Source organism: Blautia sp. MSK18_10 (assembly GCF_020553185.1).
GTDB lineage: Bacteria > Bacillota > Clostridia > Lachnospirales > Lachnospiraceae > Blautia_A > Blautia_A wexlerae.
On the sequence record NZ_JAJCGT010000021.1, the window covers coordinates 40,484 to 59,392 of the forward strand.

Below are 18,909 nucleotides of genomic sequence, written 5' to 3' on the forward strand. Positions count from 1 at the left end.
ACACTCTAAAGACTCCGAGAATACATACTTATGTTTAATATTTATTAGCGTCTTTCTTATTAACCTGAATAGTGATCTTAGTGCCATCCGGCTTCTCCACTGTCCATGTGGAAATATCCGGTTTCTCTGATACAACCATACTTGCACCTCTGCCTCCCACATCAGCTCCAAGGAAAAAGCGGATGGCATCATGCCTGCATTCCTTAATACAGGAAGTACATCCCCAGCAGTCTCTTACCTGACGGATAAAGGCTTTGTTCTCTTTATCCTTTTTGATCAGATTTCCGGGACAGGCTTCAATACATCTGCCACATCCTGCACATTTACTTTTTTGAATCCGAATGCTCATCTCTCACCTGCTCCTTTCTCTGCTGTATTCAAACCTGTATTTTCCTTTGTGATCAGGTCACGATATAAGATCTTAATCTCGCCGTTTTCCATACGGGAGTTTACATATTTCATCCACTCTTCGCTCTGCTGCGGGTAGTCTGTATTCTCTCCGAAACTATGCCATCTGGTTTCCTTTCTGGCTGCCAGATGTGCGATCACTGCCTGACACACGATCAGTCGTTCGCGAAGTTCATAAATCTGCATCAGTTCATAAGTATCTGTTGCTGCCAGAGTGTCAACTACTGGCAACAATGCTGCAATCTTTTCATCTGCCTTTGCAAGACTCATCCCGCTGTATCTGTAGTCTGTACCGATTCCTCCTGCATACTGATCCATGATCTTCTGCATGGCTTCCTCAAGCTGCTCTGCATTCATCAAAGAACGGGAAGCATTCAAATGTGATTCGTATTCTGCCTTCTTAGCTATTGCAGTTTGAGACAGCTCCTGTTCTCCGCCACGCTCTAAAGCCTCTTCCTTATTTTCCGCTGCGATCCGGTCATCATCTTTGCCATTCAGATATTCCAAAATCGCCTCTGCTGCGATCTCTCCTTCTGCCAGTGCGCCGGTTACATATTTCTGCGGACATCCTCCTGCTACGTCTCCGGCTGCATATAAACCTTCAATAGTTGTAGCTCTGTTATTATCTACCCAGTAACCGCTGGCTGTATGTCCGCCTACAATATATGGCTCTGTGCCCTCAATCTCTACATTCTCTTCGGATGGTCCTTTTCCGGCTTCCATCCATTTCAGAGTCTGGGACGGTGCCATATTCAGGTAAGCTTTGTAAAGGTCCTGCTCCTGTTCTTTGGAAATACCTTCCGTTCTGAGATAACATGGACCGTTTCCTTCTCTGTTCTCCATGACTGTACCGTAAACTCGCTGGGAAGTTGTCAGACCATATTTTGTTTCATAAATATCACCATGTGCATTGACCTGTCTGGCCCCAACACCCTGAGCAATAGTTCCTGTAGGAGCAATCGTGTCCTTACATCTCAATGCAATGAAACGCATCTCAAAGGTTGTCATCTCCGCACCGGAAAGAAGTCCCATTGCATATCCTGCACCTGTGTTAAACGGAGGATACCACATCTTATGTCTGGAAAATCCCGGATTATTCGGTCTGTAAAGTCCCGCTGCACCACCTGTGGCACAAAGAACTGCTTTCGCATCAATGTCATAGAAAATATCCTCATTAACGCTAAATCCAACTGCGCCTGTGACTTTTTTGTTTTCTGTTTTATAATCTGTAATATTTACATGATTGAGAACCGTAACATTCTCCTGTTCAGCTGCCGCCTTTGCAAGGATTGGCTTCATATTTTCGCCATTGATCTTGATGTTTCGGTTTCCTCTGGCAACATATTTTCCGTTTTCGTCCTTCAGGATGACCAGCCCCAGATCTTCCATCACCTTTGTCACATGATTCAGTCTCTCTGACATGGTAAGAAGAAGGTCTTCTCTTACGATTCCATGGGCATCCTTTTTGGCATAATCCACATAATCCTGTGGCACTCTGCCTTCTGTAATATATGCGTTCAATGCATTCACGCCCGCCGCCAGACATCCGCTTCGCTTAATATTCGCTTTCTCTGCGATCAGAACTTTTCTGCCGCTTTTTTTGCCGATCACATAGGCTGCAAAGCATCCTGCCGTACCGCCGCCGATGATCAGCACATCTGTCCTGATTCTCTCTGTTCTCATTCTCTCTTACCCTTTCCTCCATACCAGTGTGCCAACAAGTTGATTTCCCGATCAGTCTTGCGTCTGAATTTCTTATTTCTTCATTGTCGTCAGTCGCCGCAGCCACCGCTGTCAGATAATTACAAAGTCATCCCTTACAGCCTCATTTTCGATCAGCTGTACACTGTCACCTTTCAGTGCAAAAATCCTGTAAAGGAATACATTCACAGTCTCACCTTCCCGGATATCTGCTTTCTCCAGGCTTCTTCTGGCAGTTACTACGGAATTGTTGACTCTCACCTGAAGTTCCAGATTATCTCCCCTGAAAGAAACCCGTTCAACCACTCCCCGGGATACGGAAGTTTTGAACTTCTCCACCTCATCCAGTTTGGAGATTTTTACAAATTCCGGGCGGACAATGATCTTGTCTGCTCCTTCTGCCTGAGCAAAGGTATGGAAATCATCCGCATTTTTCAACACAGATGGCTGTCCGAAGAAGGACGCTGTAAAAGCTGTCTCAGGATTTCTATAAACCCCTATAGGAGTTCCTTTCTGTTCGATCCGTCCTGCATTAGTGATAATAATCTCATCTGCTACTTCAATGGCCTCATCTTGATCATGAGTAACGAAAATACTGGTAATTCCCAGCTTCCCGATCATCTCTTTTAACCAGCTTCGCAGTTCCTGACGGATTTTTGCATCAATGGCTGCAAAGGGCTCATCCAGAAGCAGCACCTGGGGATTTGGAGCAAGGGCTCTGGCAAATGCCACCCTTTGCCTCTGACCGCCGGATAACTGGCTTGGATATCTTTTTTCCAGTCCTTCCAGCCCCACCAGTTTGATCAGTTCTCTGACTCTGGCATCAATTTTCTTCTTATCAGCCTTCTGAACCTTCAAACCAAATGCAACATTGTCATAAACTGTCATATAGCGAAACAACGCATAATTCTGAAATACAAATCCAATCCCACGCTGACTGGCCGGAACATCATTTACCACTTTTCCATCAATAATGACCTCTCCGCTGTCCGGGGTTTCCAGACCTGCGATCATTCGAAGAATAGTTGTTTTTCCGCTTCCGCTTGGTCCCAACAGACCAATCAGTTTACCTTTCTCAATTCCGAAATTCACATTCCTTGATGCCTGGTAAGAACCATATGTCTTATTGATATTTTTTAACTCTACATACATATCAGGCTTCCTTCTTTCCTTTATATTCAATCAGGCTTCTGACTACCAGAATGATAACCGCCATGATCACAAGCAGTGAAGATACGGCAAACGCCGGAACATACTGAAACTCATTAAACAAAATCTCTACATGAAGAGGAAGTGTATTGGTCTTTCCTCTTAAATGTCCGGAAAGTACAGATACCGCTCCAAACTCTCCCATTGCTCTTGCCGTACAGAGCACAACTCCGTACAGTAATGCCCATTTGATATGAGGGAATGTGATCTTCCAGAAAATGGTCCATCCACCTGCTCCCATCAGGGCTGCCGCTTCCTCCTCATCGCTTCCTTCTGCTTCCAGAACCGGAATCAGTTCTCTGGAAATAAAAGGAAAGGTTACAAATACAGTTGCAATAATGATTCCCGGTACAGAGAATACAACTTTAATCCCTAACTTCATGAGAAAAAAGTAAACAGGACTCTGTCGTCCGAAAATCAGAAGAAAGATCAAACCTGCAATAACAGGGGAAATAGTAACCGGAAGGTCGATCAGTGTGGTAAGAAGCTTTTTACCCCTGAACTGAAACTTCGTCAGTGCCCAGGCTGCAAAAACACCAAAAACAGTGTTAAAAACAACTGCAAAGAGTGTTGCCTTCACTGTAAGAAGAAGTGCTTTGATGGTGTACTCATCTGTCACTGCAGCTGCATAGACCTTCCATCCGCTCCGCAATGCTTCTGTGATCACAGTGATCAGAGGAAGAAGGAGCATGACTGCCAGAAACAGAACACTGATCACGACAAGCAGCCATTTTGTAATTTTCTCCGAAGTCTTTTCATTGTTGTCCATCAGGCATTTCCTCCTCTTAAAATTCTTGCATTTCTCTGCTGTATCATACTGTTAAGGAACAGAATAAAAAATGAAACTGCCAACATCACAAGTGCGATTGCCGTTGCACTTGAATAATCAAATTCCTGAAGCTTTGACATAATAACCAGCGGTGTGATTTCTGTATAATAGGGTTTATTTCCTGCGATAAATACAACACTTCCATATTCACCCAGACATCTTCCGAACGCAAGTCCGGTCCCTGCAAAGATCGCAGGCTTCAGTTCCGGAAAAATGACCTTCCAGAAGATAGTTGTTTTCTTTGCTCCCAGCACTCCTGCTGCCTCGCTGTAAGAATTATCCATCTTTTCCAGAACCGGCTGTACACTTCGCACAACGAACGGTATTCCTACAAATATCATAGCCACTGTAATACCTATTCTTGTGTATGCGATCTTGATACCGAATCCTGCAAAAAAGCTGCCGACAATTCCCGAATCTGAGGTCAGGGATGTCAGTGCAATACCTGCTACCGCTGTGGGAAGAGCAAAGGGAAGTTCGATCATCCCATCCATAAGTCTCCTGCCCGGAAAATCATATTTCACAAGCACCCACGCAAGAACAGTTCCCATAATTCCATTTATTACTGCTGCTGCAAAAGCACATACAAAACTGGTATAAAAGGATACCAGCACTCTGGCCCTTGTGATGGTTTCGATAAAATCTTTAAAACTCAGCTTCGCTGTGTAGACCACCAGGCTTGCCAGGGGGATCAGAACTACCAGACTCAATATGGAAATGGTAATTCCCATGGAGAGCCCAAACCCTGGAATCACCGGTTTATTTCTTTTTTTCATAATCAATTACCACCTCTCCTGTCTCATATATTCTGTCTGTGCTTATGCTCTTGCTTCATCTTGTCTTCCTTTATCTCTCATAAATCTGATCGAAAATTCCGCCATCTGTGAAATGTTTCTCCTGCACTTTATCCCATCCGCCATAATCACTGATATTTGCCAGATTTATATTCAGATCAAACGTATCACTGTGCTTCTTCAGGATTTTCTCATTAGTGGGGCGGAAATAATTCTCTGCTGCGATCTCCTGTGCTTCGTCGGAATACAGATAATTCAAATACTCAGTTGCCACATCTCTTGTATCTCTGTAATCCACCACTTCATCTACCACTGCCACAGAAGGCTGTGCCAGAATACTTACGTTTGGAGTAACAATCTCATACTCATCCGGATAATCCCGCATGGATAGATAAGCTTCATTTTCCCACGCAACCAGCACATCTCCTTGTCCGTTCTCCACGAAAGAGGTCGTTGCGCCTCTTGCGCCTGAGTCAAGAACCACCACATTCCGGTAAAGTTTCTTGATAAATTCCTTCATCTGCGCTTCATCGCCACCATATTTTTTATCTGCGTAAGCCCACGCTGCCATGTAGTTCCATCTGGCACCGCCGGAGGTTTTCGGATTTGGTGTTACTACTCCCACTCCTTTTTTCGTCAGATCGTCCCAGTCTTTGATATCCTTGGGATTTCCTTTCTTCACCAGAAATACGATAGTGGATGTATAAGGAGAACTGTCATTGTCAAATTTATCTTTCCATCCTGCCTTGATCAGCCCTGCGTTTTCAATAGACTCAATATCATATTCCAGTGCCAGGGTTACCACATCTGCATCCAGACCATTGGCTACCTCCAGTGCCTGTTTCCCTGAACCGCCATGGGACTGTATCACTTCCACATCTTCCCCGGTCTTCTCCTTCCAGTGGTCTTCAAATATTTTATTATACTGTTCAAACATCTCTCTGGTAGGATCATAGGAAACATTGGTGACAGACACCGTTTTTCCAAAAGCCTGTACCGGCATCAGTGCCAGTACAACTGCAAAACCAAAGGCAAATAATTTTCTGATCATGTTTCATCTCCTTTAAGGTACCAGTAGTTTTTTGCATTCTCTACTTTTCATAGTTATTCGATATGTTTTATATGATATTACAAGAAATGACAGAATTTGTCAATAGTGTATTAAAATAAGTACAATTTACGTTGTATAGATGTTACTGTTCACACATCACTATCCCGCGAGGTGTTTTGGCATGAATATGCCAAAATCCCGAGACATACAAGCCAAAATTCCATTGCCGCAGGCAATCTGGAATGAATTTTGGCTACGTTACTGAGAACGGAGTGAACAGTAACGTATAGATAAGAACACAAAAAAAGCAGCATCCTGAAATACAGAATGCTGCAGTCAAAATTACATATTTTTTATTCGGCAGAAGCTGCTGCCTTTTCTTTCTCCGGGAAAAGCTTTCCGAAAATAAATCTTACGAATGGTCCGGCATAAAAGATCTGCCAGAAGAATGCCATCGGAAAGTTCATTGCTGTTGTCTGGAGCCATGTGGGAATGATCTGACTTGCCGGTGCATGTTTAATCAGCACAGTTGCCGCAAAGCTCATACATGGACACATAAATGCAACGGATACTGCTGAGATTGCAAGTACAAGGTGGAACGGATTATCTCTTCTCATATCCACAATACCAAATGCAATCTTCTTTGCAAGACCACCGATGATAAAGAAATCAAGAATAAATGCAATCGGTCCCATGAATGTTAATTCATGAAAAGCTAACAGAAATGTCTCATTTGTCATTGTCCCTGTATTCAGTACAATGTTGTAGCAGATCATGGCATAGACCATTACAAACACCATGATAATCGTAAAAATAACTTCCTGAAACTTGTTTTTAGGCATAAAAATCCTCCTTAGATAGTATGAATAACATCAATTAGAGATTTGTGTTGTTCATAACCATCCAGGAGGATGTACCGTTTCCAATAATACCAAATATCTGTTTCTTAAATTTACCGTTGATTATTATATGGATTCCGGATGCAAAAGTCAAGATTTTTTTTATAAATATGGTACCCCCGGGGTCTCCGGATAGCTGCCCATTGCGATCAGAAGTTCCAGACCGATCTGTCTTGCATTCAGTACCGCTGTTTTCGCAGCACTGGCATCACCGGCAACTGCCAGAATCACTTCATTGGAATGACTGGTTCCCTTATCAGGTGTCATATATTTTGCAATAGAAAGAGAGGCAGACTTCATCGCTGTATCTGCCATTACCAGTCCGATTGCAGCAGGAGAGCCAGCCATAAATCCGAATGCTTCTCCCATTGGTACTCCGAAAGCCTTATTCAGTACCTGTCCTGCACTGGCTGAATAGGCAAACTCCAGATGACCGCTTTCACTGATATATACCTCTCCTGCATTTTTATTGGTAAGCTCCAGTGCCATGGATATGGCATGGCGCACATCTGAGACATCAGTTCCTCCAAGAACAATATAATTACCGTGGCCGCCCCAGCCCTTTGTATCCCTTGGCAGTTCTATGGAAAGAACCTCTGTGTTGGTTGCTTTTACTGCATCATCAAGAGCAGTCAGCTGCCCTGCTGCCCCTGTACGGGAACTGAATAATCCCAGACAATGATACTTCGTTCCTATGTTCATCTCCTTGAGCAAAGTATCATCAATTCCGGAAATCACAAGTCCTATCGTATCCAGCACTGCTTTACCTACAAATTCACTGCGCGTACAGTGTGTACTGATATTTTTTATATCTATCATTTATTACGCCCTCCTGTATATATTACCCCATAATACCAGATTTTATATGTTTAGCTTATCATGCCCTGACAGGATAAGCAACAGAAATATACTATGGTGATCAATGTGACGAGAACACAAAAACGACAAAAATCCCCAACTCCCGCAGACCAATTCTGCGGGAGCCGGGGATTTTATGTAGGTATGAACATAATACACGAATACGCCAGTTATATAATCGATATTATACAATTAATTACTTCACGATCATACCAGTCTTCCTGTCGCTGAAGATTGCTACTTCGATCAGGAAGATGATACCAAGAATCAGCTGCTGTAACTGTGTCGGCATCATCAGCATTACCAGACCACTGGAAAGTACTTTGTATGTCATAACACCAAGAATGATGTTATAGAATCTTACTTTAGCACCGCCGTTTACAGGCATTCCGCCAAGTACCAGGGCGATCATAATCTGTGTTTCCAGCTGGTTACCTGCTGTAGATGTAACGGAACCTACTTTGATAGCATTTACAAATGCTGCAAGTCCTGTGATACATCCTGCTGCCACGAATACGAGAATCTTTGTAGTCTCTACACGGATACCTGCGAATCTTGCTGCTGTTTCACCTGCACCGATTGCTTTCAGTCTGGAGCCCAGACCTGTGTAAGTGAATACAAGATATGCCACTACGAAGATGATCACTGTGAAAGTAAGCATAAATGGCAGTGTGTTGTATTTGGAAATATCACTGACTGCGTAAACAGGTGAGTTAGTTGTTGCATATGCACAAACTCCACGGAACAGATACATGGTACAGATTGTAACAATAAAGCTTGTGATTTTTCTCTTAACATTGAAGTAACCATTGATCAGTCCGATCAGTCCGCCTGTTACCACACCACCCAGCGCTGCCAGAACCATGTTGTAATGGGAAAGGTAGCAGACTACGATGGAAGCAACACCAAGCATGGAGCCCTGGGAGAAATCCAGACCACCCATTGTCATTACCATGAACACGCCGATGGATGAGATCAGCAGCATGTATGACTGGCTCAGAAGCAGTGATATATTTTTCGGCTGAAACAGTCTGCCGTCTGTGAGGATTGCAAATAATACACAGATGATCACGAATCCTGCGATAGGAAGGATCGTACGCACAATGGGACGTTCCAGAAATGGTACTTGCTCAGTTGATTTTTTTGTTGTACTCATTTTTTTACCCCCTTAAATCATATTGTCAATCAGATCTGTGTCTTTCAGATCCGGAGAGCGAAGGAATTCACCATTGATCTTACCGTCCTTCATGATCAGGATACGGTCTGCCATACCCAGAAGCTCCATGATTTCCTCAGAGATCATAATAATGGATTTTCCTCTTTTTCTCATATCGTCCATCATGGCGTAGATATCAGCTTTAACTTTGACATCAATACCACGTGTAGGGGAGTCAAGGATGATCAGGTCGGAGTCCTTACCAACCCAGCGTGCAAGAACGACTTTCTGTTTGTTACCGCCGGAAAGAGCGGATACAAACTGGTCAACGCCTGTCATTTTTGTACTCATCTGTTTTGCAAATTTATTGGCAAATTCATTCATTGTCTTTGCACGAAGGAATCCATGAGTCTTCAGATCCTCCAGAGATGGAAGACAGATGTTATCGCCAATTGTATCATTGATGACCAGAGATTCATTGTCACGGTCCTTGGAAGCATATGCAATACTGTGTTTGATGGCATCCGGAATGGAATTGATCGGTGTGCCGTCTCCCAGAGTTACACTTCCCTGGCGGAAATAGGAAGCTCCGAAGAGTGCCTTTCCAACCTCATGCATACCGCATTCGGAAAGTCCTCCGATACCAAGGATCTCACCTTTGTGAAGATCAAGGTTCAGGTTCTCGATCTGCCCTTTTACTGTCACGTTCTTTGCAGAAAGAACAACTTCGTCAGATACTTTTTCACCGTAGTCTGTACGATAGTAGCTGTCACCGATCTCACGGCCTACCATTAAGGCTTTCAGTCTGTCAGGTGTAGCTTCTTCCTTTGTGATGGAACCGATCTTCACACCATCTCGAAGTACACTGATATTATCAGACTGCTCGATAACCTCCTCAAGGTCATGGGAAATAAAGATTACGCAGTTTCCTGTGTCACGAACCTTGTGCATTACCTTGAAAAGCTCTTCACGGCCTTTCTGTCCAAGTGCTGTTGTTGTCTCGTCTACAACCAGAACCTTCGGATTAAAGTAGGTAGATTTTACGATCTCTACCAGCTTACGATCCTCGAAGTTGTAATCATCGATCACCTTAGTTGCATCAATATAGTTGAATCCGTAACTGTCCAGATATTCCTGGGCTTTCTTGTTCATTGCTGCGGTATTTTTGATACCACATTTAGTAAACTGATCCTCGTTTCCAAGGAAAATATTCTCTGCTACAGTCAGTCCGGAAAGTGTTCCGATCTCCTGTACGATAATGGCTACACCCTGATGGTTGGCTTCAACCTGGTTGGTTGCGGTGATCTCTTTTCCTTCAAGGATAAACTTGCCGGAATCTTTCTGGTAAATACCTGTCAGGCAGGATGTTAATGTAGATTTACCGGAACCGTTTTCACCGATCAGTGCGTGGATCTCACCTTTATTAAAGGTAAAGGAAACGTTGTCCAGGGCGTGTGTGATGCCAAAATGTTTATCAATATTTTCTGCTCTTAATAATATTTCACCCATAATCGTTCTCCTTATTTTACTACAAGACCTTTAACCGGTTTAGTTGTCAGTGCAACGATAACCAGCAGAGCAACACCTGTTACTACGTTCTGGATCGTAGTCGGAGCTCCCAGTGCAACGAAACCGTTGAACATAAGCTGGATGATCATTTCACCGATTACAATAGCGATAACCGGATGGCCATATTTCTTAAATGCCAGTCCAAAGAATGTTCCCATCAGAGGAGTAAAGTTACGGCTCATAGAGGAAAGGTTGGAAGCTGATGTCATGGAAGTACCAAAACTGATTGTCAGGATTGCCTGAAGTCCGAAGAAAAATCCTGCAAGAGTAAATGCTACGATCTTATATTTCGGAACATTTACACCCATGTTCTTGGCTACAACTTCGTTACTTCCGATGGCGTAAGTATAAGTACCGATTTTTGTATATTTCAAAATGAATGCGCAAAGCAGATATGCGATCAGTGCCAGGATCAGGTTGACCGGATAATCACCAAATGCTCTGTAGTCTGCTGAAAGTATTACGTTCTTTCCGTTTGTGGCGTATACACTGAAGGCCTCATAGATCAGGGACAGCGCACATGTAACAATCAGGGAAGAGATATGTAATTTAATATAAACAATACCATTGATGAGACCAATGATCGTACCACAGATCAGCGGTGCAATGATAAGACCGGCATAACCGAATTTTTCACTTGCATTGCAGGCGATAATGGATGAAAGTACGATATTGGCACCAACGCTCATATCGAAAGGTCCCATTACGCAGATAAAGTAGAGGCCACATCCGCCAACTGCGTAAATTAATGCTGATTTCATGTAAGTGGCCAGTTTCTCCGGGGAACCGAAAGTAGTCGGTGCAAGTACTTTAAATACTGCCCAGAAAACTACAAGCATAAGAACCAGAAGGCCGATTCCATAATACTGGCTTTGTTTGAGTTTTTTCATAACCATTCTCCTTATCCAATTCATCGCCCGCCAAAAGCAGGAGGTCACACGCTTCATCAGGGTTTGGCCTTTTGCTTCGAGCGGGCACTGACAATTACCTCTTAAAAGTTTCTCCACTGCCCTTTGGAGAAAAGACAGTGGAGCACAAGTTCATCATATTAGTTGCTGTGACGGGAAATAACATCATCAATAGAAAGTGATGTAGCTGCTTTGTTCAGATCATCAAAGCTGTATCCTGCTAATTCCACAAGCTCTTCATCTGTGTATGGATCGTCATCTACAAAGTATTTCTTGTAGTTTTCATAGTCTTCGGAAGAAGATACATACAGGTATGGGAACTGGATTTCGTATCCGAAGGATCCTTCATCTTTCACATAGTTGCCTTTGATTGCGTTATATGTGATAAGGAATGCATATAACGGGTCGCAGAAGTGTCCGCCTGATTCAGCAAACATTCCGCCTGATTCAAGCTGCTCGCCAAGGTCATCAAGGAAGTCTGTGGAAACAACGTCGATCTTTCCTGTAAGTCCTTCGTTTGCCAGAGCACCGATGGAACCAACAAGCGGGTCACCGCCACCACCTGCAACGATCAGAGCGTCCATATCAGGGTTGGAATTGTAAAGGGAAAGAGCTGCTGCTGCACCTTCTTCAGAAGATGTGTTAGCATATACAGGCTCTGTGATTGTTGCCTGATCATCAGGATTAGCTTCGTTCCATTCGTCAACTGCCTGTTTGTAACCTGTCCATCTCTGCTGGAATGTAGCATCACCAACTGTCCATGCCTCAAGGCCGATGTTTCTGTCACCGTTCTCAAGAAGCAGGTTAACCAGTGTATATCCGTTTGTTACTTCGTCTTCATGAACTGCACCAAGATAATACTGTGAGTTGCATGCTGTCTGATATACTTCAGGGCTGTTCTCTTCGGAGATGATACGGTAGAACTGTGTAAGGTAAACCTGGTTTGCATCACATGTCTGGATGGCAGATGTCATTTCGGAGTCTGCAGAGTTACAGATTACGATACCGTTACATCCTGCTGCGCAAAGCTGTTCAACAGAAGCTGTAACCTGCTCAGATACGTGGCCCTGGTCAACATACATTACATTAACACCAAGAGCATCTGCTGCTTTGTCAATGATTTTTTTACTCTGGCTTCCAAGTACGTCTGTGGAGCTCCAGATTGATACGCCGATTGTGATGTCGTCATCGGCTGCCTGTGCTGTAACTGCACCTGCCGGTAAAGAACCAACCATTGCTGCTGTTGCTGCGATAGCGACTGCTTTTCTCATTCTTTTTTTCATGTTGTAAAACCCTCCTTGAAAAATCTTAGTTTCTTATTTTTTTGAACGGAAGTTTTTCCGGGCTTTCCGTTCCTCTGTGATTATATTAAACCATACTTTGCCTTTGGTCAGTTAGGACATATTTGGAAAATTTTATTGCACATTTTTGACCAGTTTATATATAAAACTTGGACAAAATATGAACAAGTTGAGCAAAATGCCAGTAACTTGTATGTTTTCTCTATTGTTTATAGCAATTCCATAAAATAATGCAATCAAGACAGTTCAGCAGAGTGCGAAGGACAAGGAAGGTACCTGCAGGCGTGCTGACGCACGGCAAAGATATCTTCCCAAAAAGTCCTCTGTATCCATTCGATTCGATAAGAACCGCCATACAGAGGACTTCCGCTTTCGTTACTGTCCACTCAATTCTACCTGAGTTTCTTCCATATTATAATTGTGTAAACTTATTCCGATACTCCCTCGGGCTGCATCCCACCTTCTTTCGGAACACTCTGCTGAAGTAGTTATAATCATCATATCCCACCAGAAACGAAATCGTCTCCAGCTTCTTGTCCTGATCTTTCATAAGCTCTGCCGCTTTCTCCATCCGGATTCTGGTAAGAAATGCAATGATCGTCTCACCGTATTTCTGACTGAAAGTCCTGGAGAGATAGCTTGCATCCATATGATACTGTTCTGCCAGAGCAGTGAGTGTAATATTCTCATGATAGGAACGCTCAATATATTTATGGATCTGCTCTACCTGCTGCATAATAGAACCTGCATCAGAGCTTTTATCTTCTCCGTTCTCCCATAAGCTGTCCAGCAGGATTTTCAGGGATACAAGCAGAGAGTGTGCATTGAGACATTTCATATAATAATCAATGTTATCCATGGCTTCCTCTGCCTGTGCGGTAAGCTCCGGGCATTTCTCCTGAACATAACGGTAAAGGATTCCTGTAATCCTGCCCGCATACTGTTTCACATCCAGGTAAGTCCAGTTTCCATCATCACACTGTCTGAAATTACAGGTCTTAAAGATCAGCTTCTCTGCCTCTGCCTTCTGTCCCGTTGTCAACAGATGGTACAACTCCGTCTCCATATGTGCAGGTGCTGATTTCCCAACCATCTGCGTTTCGCTGTTTCTTGGCAGCTCTCCGGTTTTCTCTTCCGGACAGGAAAGGATACTGTGTTCCCTGTTAAACGGACGGGTAATCAGTGTTGAGATCAGTTCTCTGTAAACTGTACCGATATCATCCAGTGAACTTGTCTGCTCATGGAGCACAACAGAAACAGGGCCGTATTCTTCCAGCGGAAACTCCTTCAGAATATTTTCCGCCAGTGCTCTGAATTCCTTTGCATCAGCAGTCTTTACAATAAGAAATTCACTCATCTTATTGCTGTTGTTAAAAATAATCGCATTCTCCTCCAGACCGGTCAATTCTCTCAATCTGGACTTGATATTCCAGGACATCTGCAGATTATCATGTTCAAACTGCTCCGCAATCTCTGTAATATTGTAAAATTTAACCATCAGTGTGGCTACTTCCGAAAATGTATTCGTGCTAGATACATGAGTCTGGGATGCTGACTGCCCGTACAGTTTTCCGGAAAGCAGTGCCGAGTATTCACTGTCTTCCAGAAATGATGACAGCTTATGTTTCTGAAGCTTGCTGGTCTCATCCTGCTTTTTTGTATTCTCCCGCTCTTCCAGAAGTCCCAGTGCCTTGGTAAGCACCTTTACCATCTCTTCTTTTCCCACAGGCTTCAGAAGATAATCCAGACCGCCGGAAACAAATACACCCTTTACCTTATCAAAGTCATCATAGCCACTGATGGCAATGGTAATGATTTCAGGGTATTCATTCTGCAAACGCTGCAGTAATTCCAGACCGCTCAGAAATGGCATATTAATATCTGTGAGAATAATATCCGGTTTTTCTTCGGCAATCCTCTCTATAACCTCTTCCCCGTCACATGCAGGCTCCAGAAATTCCAGGGAATACTCCTCCCATGGTATCAGGTTCCGGATATTTTCCCTGCTCCAGAATTCATCATCTGCAGCAAGAACTTTATATTTCATATTTTTCATTGTCTCTCTCCTTGCTCATTTTTGAACATTTTCGTAACTATTCAGTAGTCTACTATCCCGCGAGGTGTTTTGGCACGTAAGTACCAAAATCCCGAGACATACAAGCCAAAATGCCATCACCGCAGGTGATTTTTAATGCATTTGGGCTCGTAACTGTGAAGGTACTGAACAGTTACACATTTTCCATATCACCGGAATTCTCCGTAGAAACAGCCGGGACTGTGATCGTCACAGTTGTCCCCTCGCCTGCTGTACTTTCAATATGCAGTCCGTATTTCTCTCCGAAAAGCCTCTTCAGACGCGCATTAACATTCAGGATTCCAATGGAAATGCCGGATTCCACACGTTTCATATCATTCTGATCCAGCAGACGGTTCATAGATTCCGCATCCATTCCCGCACCATTATCCTGAATTGTGATCACCAGATTCTCATTCACATGTTCTGAACGGATCAGAAGCTTTTTGTCCTTACGGCGGACGTTTCTGAGACCATGTGTAAGTGCATTCTCCACAACCGGCTGGATACAGATACGCGGCATCTGATCTGCCAGTGTATCGCTGTCAATCTGATAATCGTAAGCTATCGTTGAGCCATTTCTCACATCCATAACATAGAGATAATTTCTCACATGCGCCATCTCATTCTGCACAGTGGAAAGCTCATCTGTCATATTCAGACTGTAGCGGAAAATTGCAGACAGTGAATGACACATACCGCTTACCATCGGACAGTTCTGAGCATTGGCAATCCCGCTCATGGTATCCAGTGTATTATAGAGGAAATGGGGATTGATCTGCGCCTGCAGCATTTTGTATTCCGTCCGCTCTACCAACATTTTATGCTGCAGTTCTTCCTGCGCCATGACCTGCATACGGTCAAGCATTTCATTAAATTCCGTACCCAGCGTAGTCAGCTCCTGGGACCATCCTACGGGCTGCACCCGAAGCTGGGTTTCTCCGTCCTTGATCCGCGTGATAGTGCTGCTCATCTCTTCTACAGGCTTTGTCATCCACTGAGACACAAACAATACGATCACCATAATTGCAAGGATCATGGCTCCCATTATAATAAGAAGTGTTCGGATCAGTGTCTTCTGCGTTGCAGTGAGAAGAGACTGTGAGACAAGCACAAATGCCTCCAGATTATAATTCTCCTGAGACACCTGGATCAGATAATTCCCATCATACTCCTGTTCCAGTTCACCGGATTTATAATGACTTTGTACAACCTTTGCAAGCTGTTTCTGGATTCTGCACTGACTCTCTGAAGCCTCCCCGGTCATTGCGATCACCCGGTCATTTAATGGCTGCAGCCACAGACATACCTGCTCTACATCTACATATTTAGCCATAATAGAAGTAAGTGCCGCACTGTTAATATCACAGACCAGATACCCCAGGGCATTCCTGTCTGCATCATAATTATGCAGTTTCAGCACAAATCGCACAATATCTTTCTTTGCGGCAGAATTGTGATATCCGGAAATCATCAGATCTGTACGTTTTCCATGCACATAATCATAAACCCGTTCTGAATTATCATCATACTCTGCCTTGTAAATATCTTTGGGATATGTAACTGAATTGTAGCGGTAGCTGCTGATCAGATGATCCTTTGTATCATAAAGATACATGGCAAGAAGCTGATCCTCCTTTGTAAAACGCTTCCTTGCAAAATACCAGCTTCTCCAGTAATAATCCTTCATGTCTGTATCTTTTTCCGCAGCTTCACGCATAGCTGCGATAAGATCCTGCTCACTGTAGATCGTAAGCATTTCCCCTCGTATTGTGTGGATAAAATTAGACAGATCTGTCTGCATTTTATTCAGAGAAATCTCATGATCTGAAATGCTCTCTGCCCGAATCTGTCTGCGCAGAGACTGATGAAACAGAAATGTCTGCAGAAGAAGCGCGAACACTACACTTGCAATGCACAGAACAAGCAGTGCCCTCCGCATTGTCCACCTTTTTTTCATTATTCCTTCCCCCTCATGTCAAGCGGATAAAAATCATCCGCTTTGTTATGCGGCTCTACATCGAATAACTGCTCCGCAGTTTATTCGGTTAGATACCTGATAATTCTGTAGCAATTCCTGTAAATTTCACATTCTGATAAACAGATACAAAATGCATTATCTACAAAAAATCACCATATATCCTTATCATAATTATACATTATCACAATTATAATACAGGAATTTTGCATTGAAAAGCAAAACAGGAAACTTCCATCAAAAAAACAGCAGTAAAGTGTATGTCAATCCAATCCACCTTACTGCTGCCTGTTTTTCCTGATAACATTTAACTCAATATTTGTCAAACAGATATTCACAATCCGCTTCGCTGGCTGCTCATAATTTTATGTTCAGTAACACCTTTTACGGCATATTTACTTTTCAATATGTACTGCACCTACTGCGCGGATATTCATTGGATATACGTTCTCTTTTCCTGCAAATTCAGAAATATAGGAAACATAGTTCTCTGTTTCTTCTTCCGGCACTACGCACATGATAACACCGGCAAATCCGCCTCCATGGATACGACAGATACCTTTGCCCAGTTTCTCAAGGAAGAGATCTGTAAGAGCAAGCGCAACAGAAATCTTCTGCTCTGTATATGCTTTGATCGGATAGCAGTTCTGAAGTAATTCCCAGGAAGATTCTCCTGATTCACTGAGTAGCTTCAGTACAGTCTCACCATCTTTCTCTTCAACTGCTTTTGCAGCTCTCTCTACACGTTCGTTCTCTTTGAAGAAATGAATCGCTCTTAAGATTGCTCTGTCATTATCGATCTTATCCATATTTGCAAGCACTTTGTCAAGAGTTGTCTCACAGAGAAGCTCTGCTCCTGCTGCCTTGGCTGCTTCTTTCATTTCCATAGGGATCTCAGAGTATTCTTCACTTAAATCAGCATGACCTTTTCCTGTATTAACGATTACAAGATGATGATCATAATCATGGAAAGAGAAGTTTACTTTCTCATATTTAGGATTCTCTCTGTCTGAGAAGTCCAGAAGGATCGGTCCGCCAACTGCACATGCAAGCTGATCCATTAATCCGGAAGCCTTCAGCCAGTAAACATTCTCAGCATACTGTCCTGCTTTTGCATAGTTGATGTATGTCATTGCACCATCATTAAAGAAATAATTGATGATGGAACATACCAGCATTTCGAAAGATGCAGAAGAGCTTACACCTGCTGCGCGGATTACATTTGTGGTCACATAAGCATCAAAACCCGCTACTTTAAAACCGAATTTCTGAATAGCTTCCACCATACCTGCTACCAGAGATACGGTTCCCTGAGCCTTCGGTACGCTGGCAAGATCATTGATGTCTACGACAACTTCCTTATCATATCCTTCACTTGTGATACGGATAACACTGCTGTTGTTCGGGTAAGCTGCACCGATGGTATCCATGTCAATACTGCCTGCGATTACGCGACCGCCATTATGATCTGTATGGTTTCCGATGATCTCTGTTCTTCCCGGTGCTGTAAAAAATTCTGCTATATCATGATGGTAAATTTCTGCGAAATGATCAGCTACAGCCTGAAAACGTGCTGCTGATTTCTCTGCTTCGCCGTAAATACGTGTCAATTCATTTTTATTTGGAATATTCATTGTAAAAATCCTCCGTTCATTTTTCCGGTCTGACCGCTGATACATAGTTTTATGAGTACTATGTACTGACAATTTTCACGGTTTACAGTGGCAGTGCAGGTGTGAAAACCAGCGGCAGACGGGAATATGTGTATGAAAGTTTGGGAGCAGCCTTATCAGCTACACTCTTGAATTAAAGTATACCCTGCTGTGTCATAAAATTCCTTGATAATCTAAGGGGAAAATAGTAAAATCTTGCGTTTATATCTATATAAGTGTACAATATATTATATAAGTCATCAACAGCAATTTCGCATAACGGTCTTTCTCTGATGCAGCAGGTTGTCTGCAATATTTTCCGGAATTGCTATAAGATAGGATAATTAAAGATCATCATATATTCTCAATGGAGGGAATTAACAGTTAAATATAAATTATAAAATCATATAAGTATATGTTGAGTTTTATAAGATATTAGAGTAGAATATTATCGAAAGGAGTTGATACTTTGAGTAAATATTATTCTATACATGAATTTTCAAAAATTATAGGCGTATCTGC

General features: G+C 43.0%; 15 protein-coding genes. All 15 read right to left on the reverse strand.

The genetic code is table 11. The features are described 5' to 3' along the window. Positions 1–34: 34 nt before the first annotated feature. Positions 35–349 (reverse strand): 4Fe-4S dicluster domain-containing protein, encoded by a 315-nt coding sequence (locus LI074_RS10035; RefSeq protein ID WP_008705189.1) that lies wholly within the window; start codon positions 347–349, stop codon positions 35–37. Further along, positions 346–2,091, reverse strand: coding sequence for an adenylyl-sulfate reductase subunit alpha (locus LI074_RS10040; protein ID WP_055053928.1), 1,746 nt, complete (start codon positions 2,089–2,091; stop codon positions 346–348). The genes LI074_RS10035 and LI074_RS10040 overlap by 4 nt, the downstream gene beginning before the upstream one ends. Positions 2,092–2,202: 111 nt before the next feature. Continuing rightward, positions 2,203–3,261, reverse strand: coding sequence for a sulfate/molybdate ABC transporter ATP-binding protein (locus tag LI074_RS10045; RefSeq protein WP_055053929.1), 1,059 nt, complete (start codon positions 3,259–3,261; stop codon positions 2,203–2,205). A 1-nt stretch (position 3,262) separates the two neighbouring features. Further along, positions 3,263–4,087, reverse strand: coding sequence for a sulfate ABC transporter permease subunit CysW (cysW, locus tag LI074_RS10050; RefSeq protein ID WP_062808166.1), 825 nt, complete (start codon positions 4,085–4,087; stop codon positions 3,263–3,265). Continuing rightward, complete coding sequence (cysT, locus tag LI074_RS10055; RefSeq protein ID WP_195981608.1) at positions 4,087–4,923, reverse strand: sulfate ABC transporter permease subunit CysT; 837 nt, start codon at positions 4,921–4,923, stop codon at positions 4,087–4,089. The genes cysW and cysT overlap by 1 nt, the downstream gene beginning before the upstream one ends. A gap of 70 nt (positions 4,924–4,993) precedes the next feature. Beyond that, complete coding sequence (locus tag LI074_RS10060) at positions 4,994–5,992, reverse strand: sulfate ABC transporter substrate-binding protein (RefSeq protein ID WP_195981607.1); 999 nt, start codon at positions 5,990–5,992, stop codon at positions 4,994–4,996. A gap of 353 nt (positions 5,993–6,345) precedes the next feature. After that, entirely contained in the window at positions 6,346–6,834 is a 489-nt protein-coding gene (locus LI074_RS10065; protein WP_008705200.1) for a hypothetical protein, read from the reverse strand. 159 nt (positions 6,835–6,993) lie between these two features. Beyond that, positions 6,994–7,710: a microcompartment protein PduB gene (gene pduB / locus LI074_RS10070; RefSeq protein WP_055153329.1), complete on the reverse strand. Its 717-nt coding sequence runs from the start codon at positions 7,708–7,710 to the stop codon at positions 6,994–6,996. 235 nt (positions 7,711–7,945) lie between these two features. After that, on the reverse strand, positions 7,946–8,905 hold the full coding sequence (locus tag LI074_RS10075) for an ABC transporter permease (RefSeq protein WP_055058631.1): 960 nt from the start codon (positions 8,903–8,905) through the stop codon (positions 7,946–7,948). Positions 8,906–8,917: 12 nt separating this feature from the next. Continuing rightward, entirely contained in the window at positions 8,918–10,414 is a 1,497-nt protein-coding gene (locus LI074_RS10080; RefSeq protein WP_055059728.1) for a sugar ABC transporter ATP-binding protein, read from the reverse strand. An 11-nt stretch (positions 10,415–10,425) separates the two neighbouring features. Beyond that, the gene (locus LI074_RS10085) at positions 10,426–11,364 is read right to left on the reverse strand and encodes an ABC transporter permease (protein ID WP_055059727.1); all 939 of its coding nucleotides are present in this window, start codon (positions 11,362–11,364) and stop codon (positions 10,426–10,428) included. A 158-nt stretch (positions 11,365–11,522) separates the two neighbouring features. Continuing rightward, positions 11,523–12,665: a sugar ABC transporter substrate-binding protein gene (locus tag LI074_RS10090; protein ID WP_055059726.1), complete on the reverse strand. Its 1,143-nt coding sequence runs from the start codon at positions 12,663–12,665 to the stop codon at positions 11,523–11,525. A gap of 430 nt (positions 12,666–13,095) precedes the next feature. Then, positions 13,096–14,739: a response regulator transcription factor gene (locus tag LI074_RS10095; protein ID WP_173721383.1), complete on the reverse strand. Its 1,644-nt coding sequence runs from the start codon at positions 14,737–14,739 to the stop codon at positions 13,096–13,098. 172 nt (positions 14,740–14,911) lie between these two features. Then, positions 14,912–16,717: a sensor histidine kinase gene (locus LI074_RS10100; protein WP_243260020.1), complete on the reverse strand. Its 1,806-nt coding sequence runs from the start codon at positions 16,715–16,717 to the stop codon at positions 14,912–14,914. Between the two features lie 413 nt (positions 16,718–17,130). Further along, on the reverse strand, positions 17,131–18,369 hold the full coding sequence (locus tag LI074_RS10105; protein ID WP_173698150.1) for a galactokinase: 1,239 nt from the start codon (positions 18,367–18,369) through the stop codon (positions 17,131–17,133). Between the last annotated feature and the right edge of the window lie 540 nt (positions 18,370–18,909).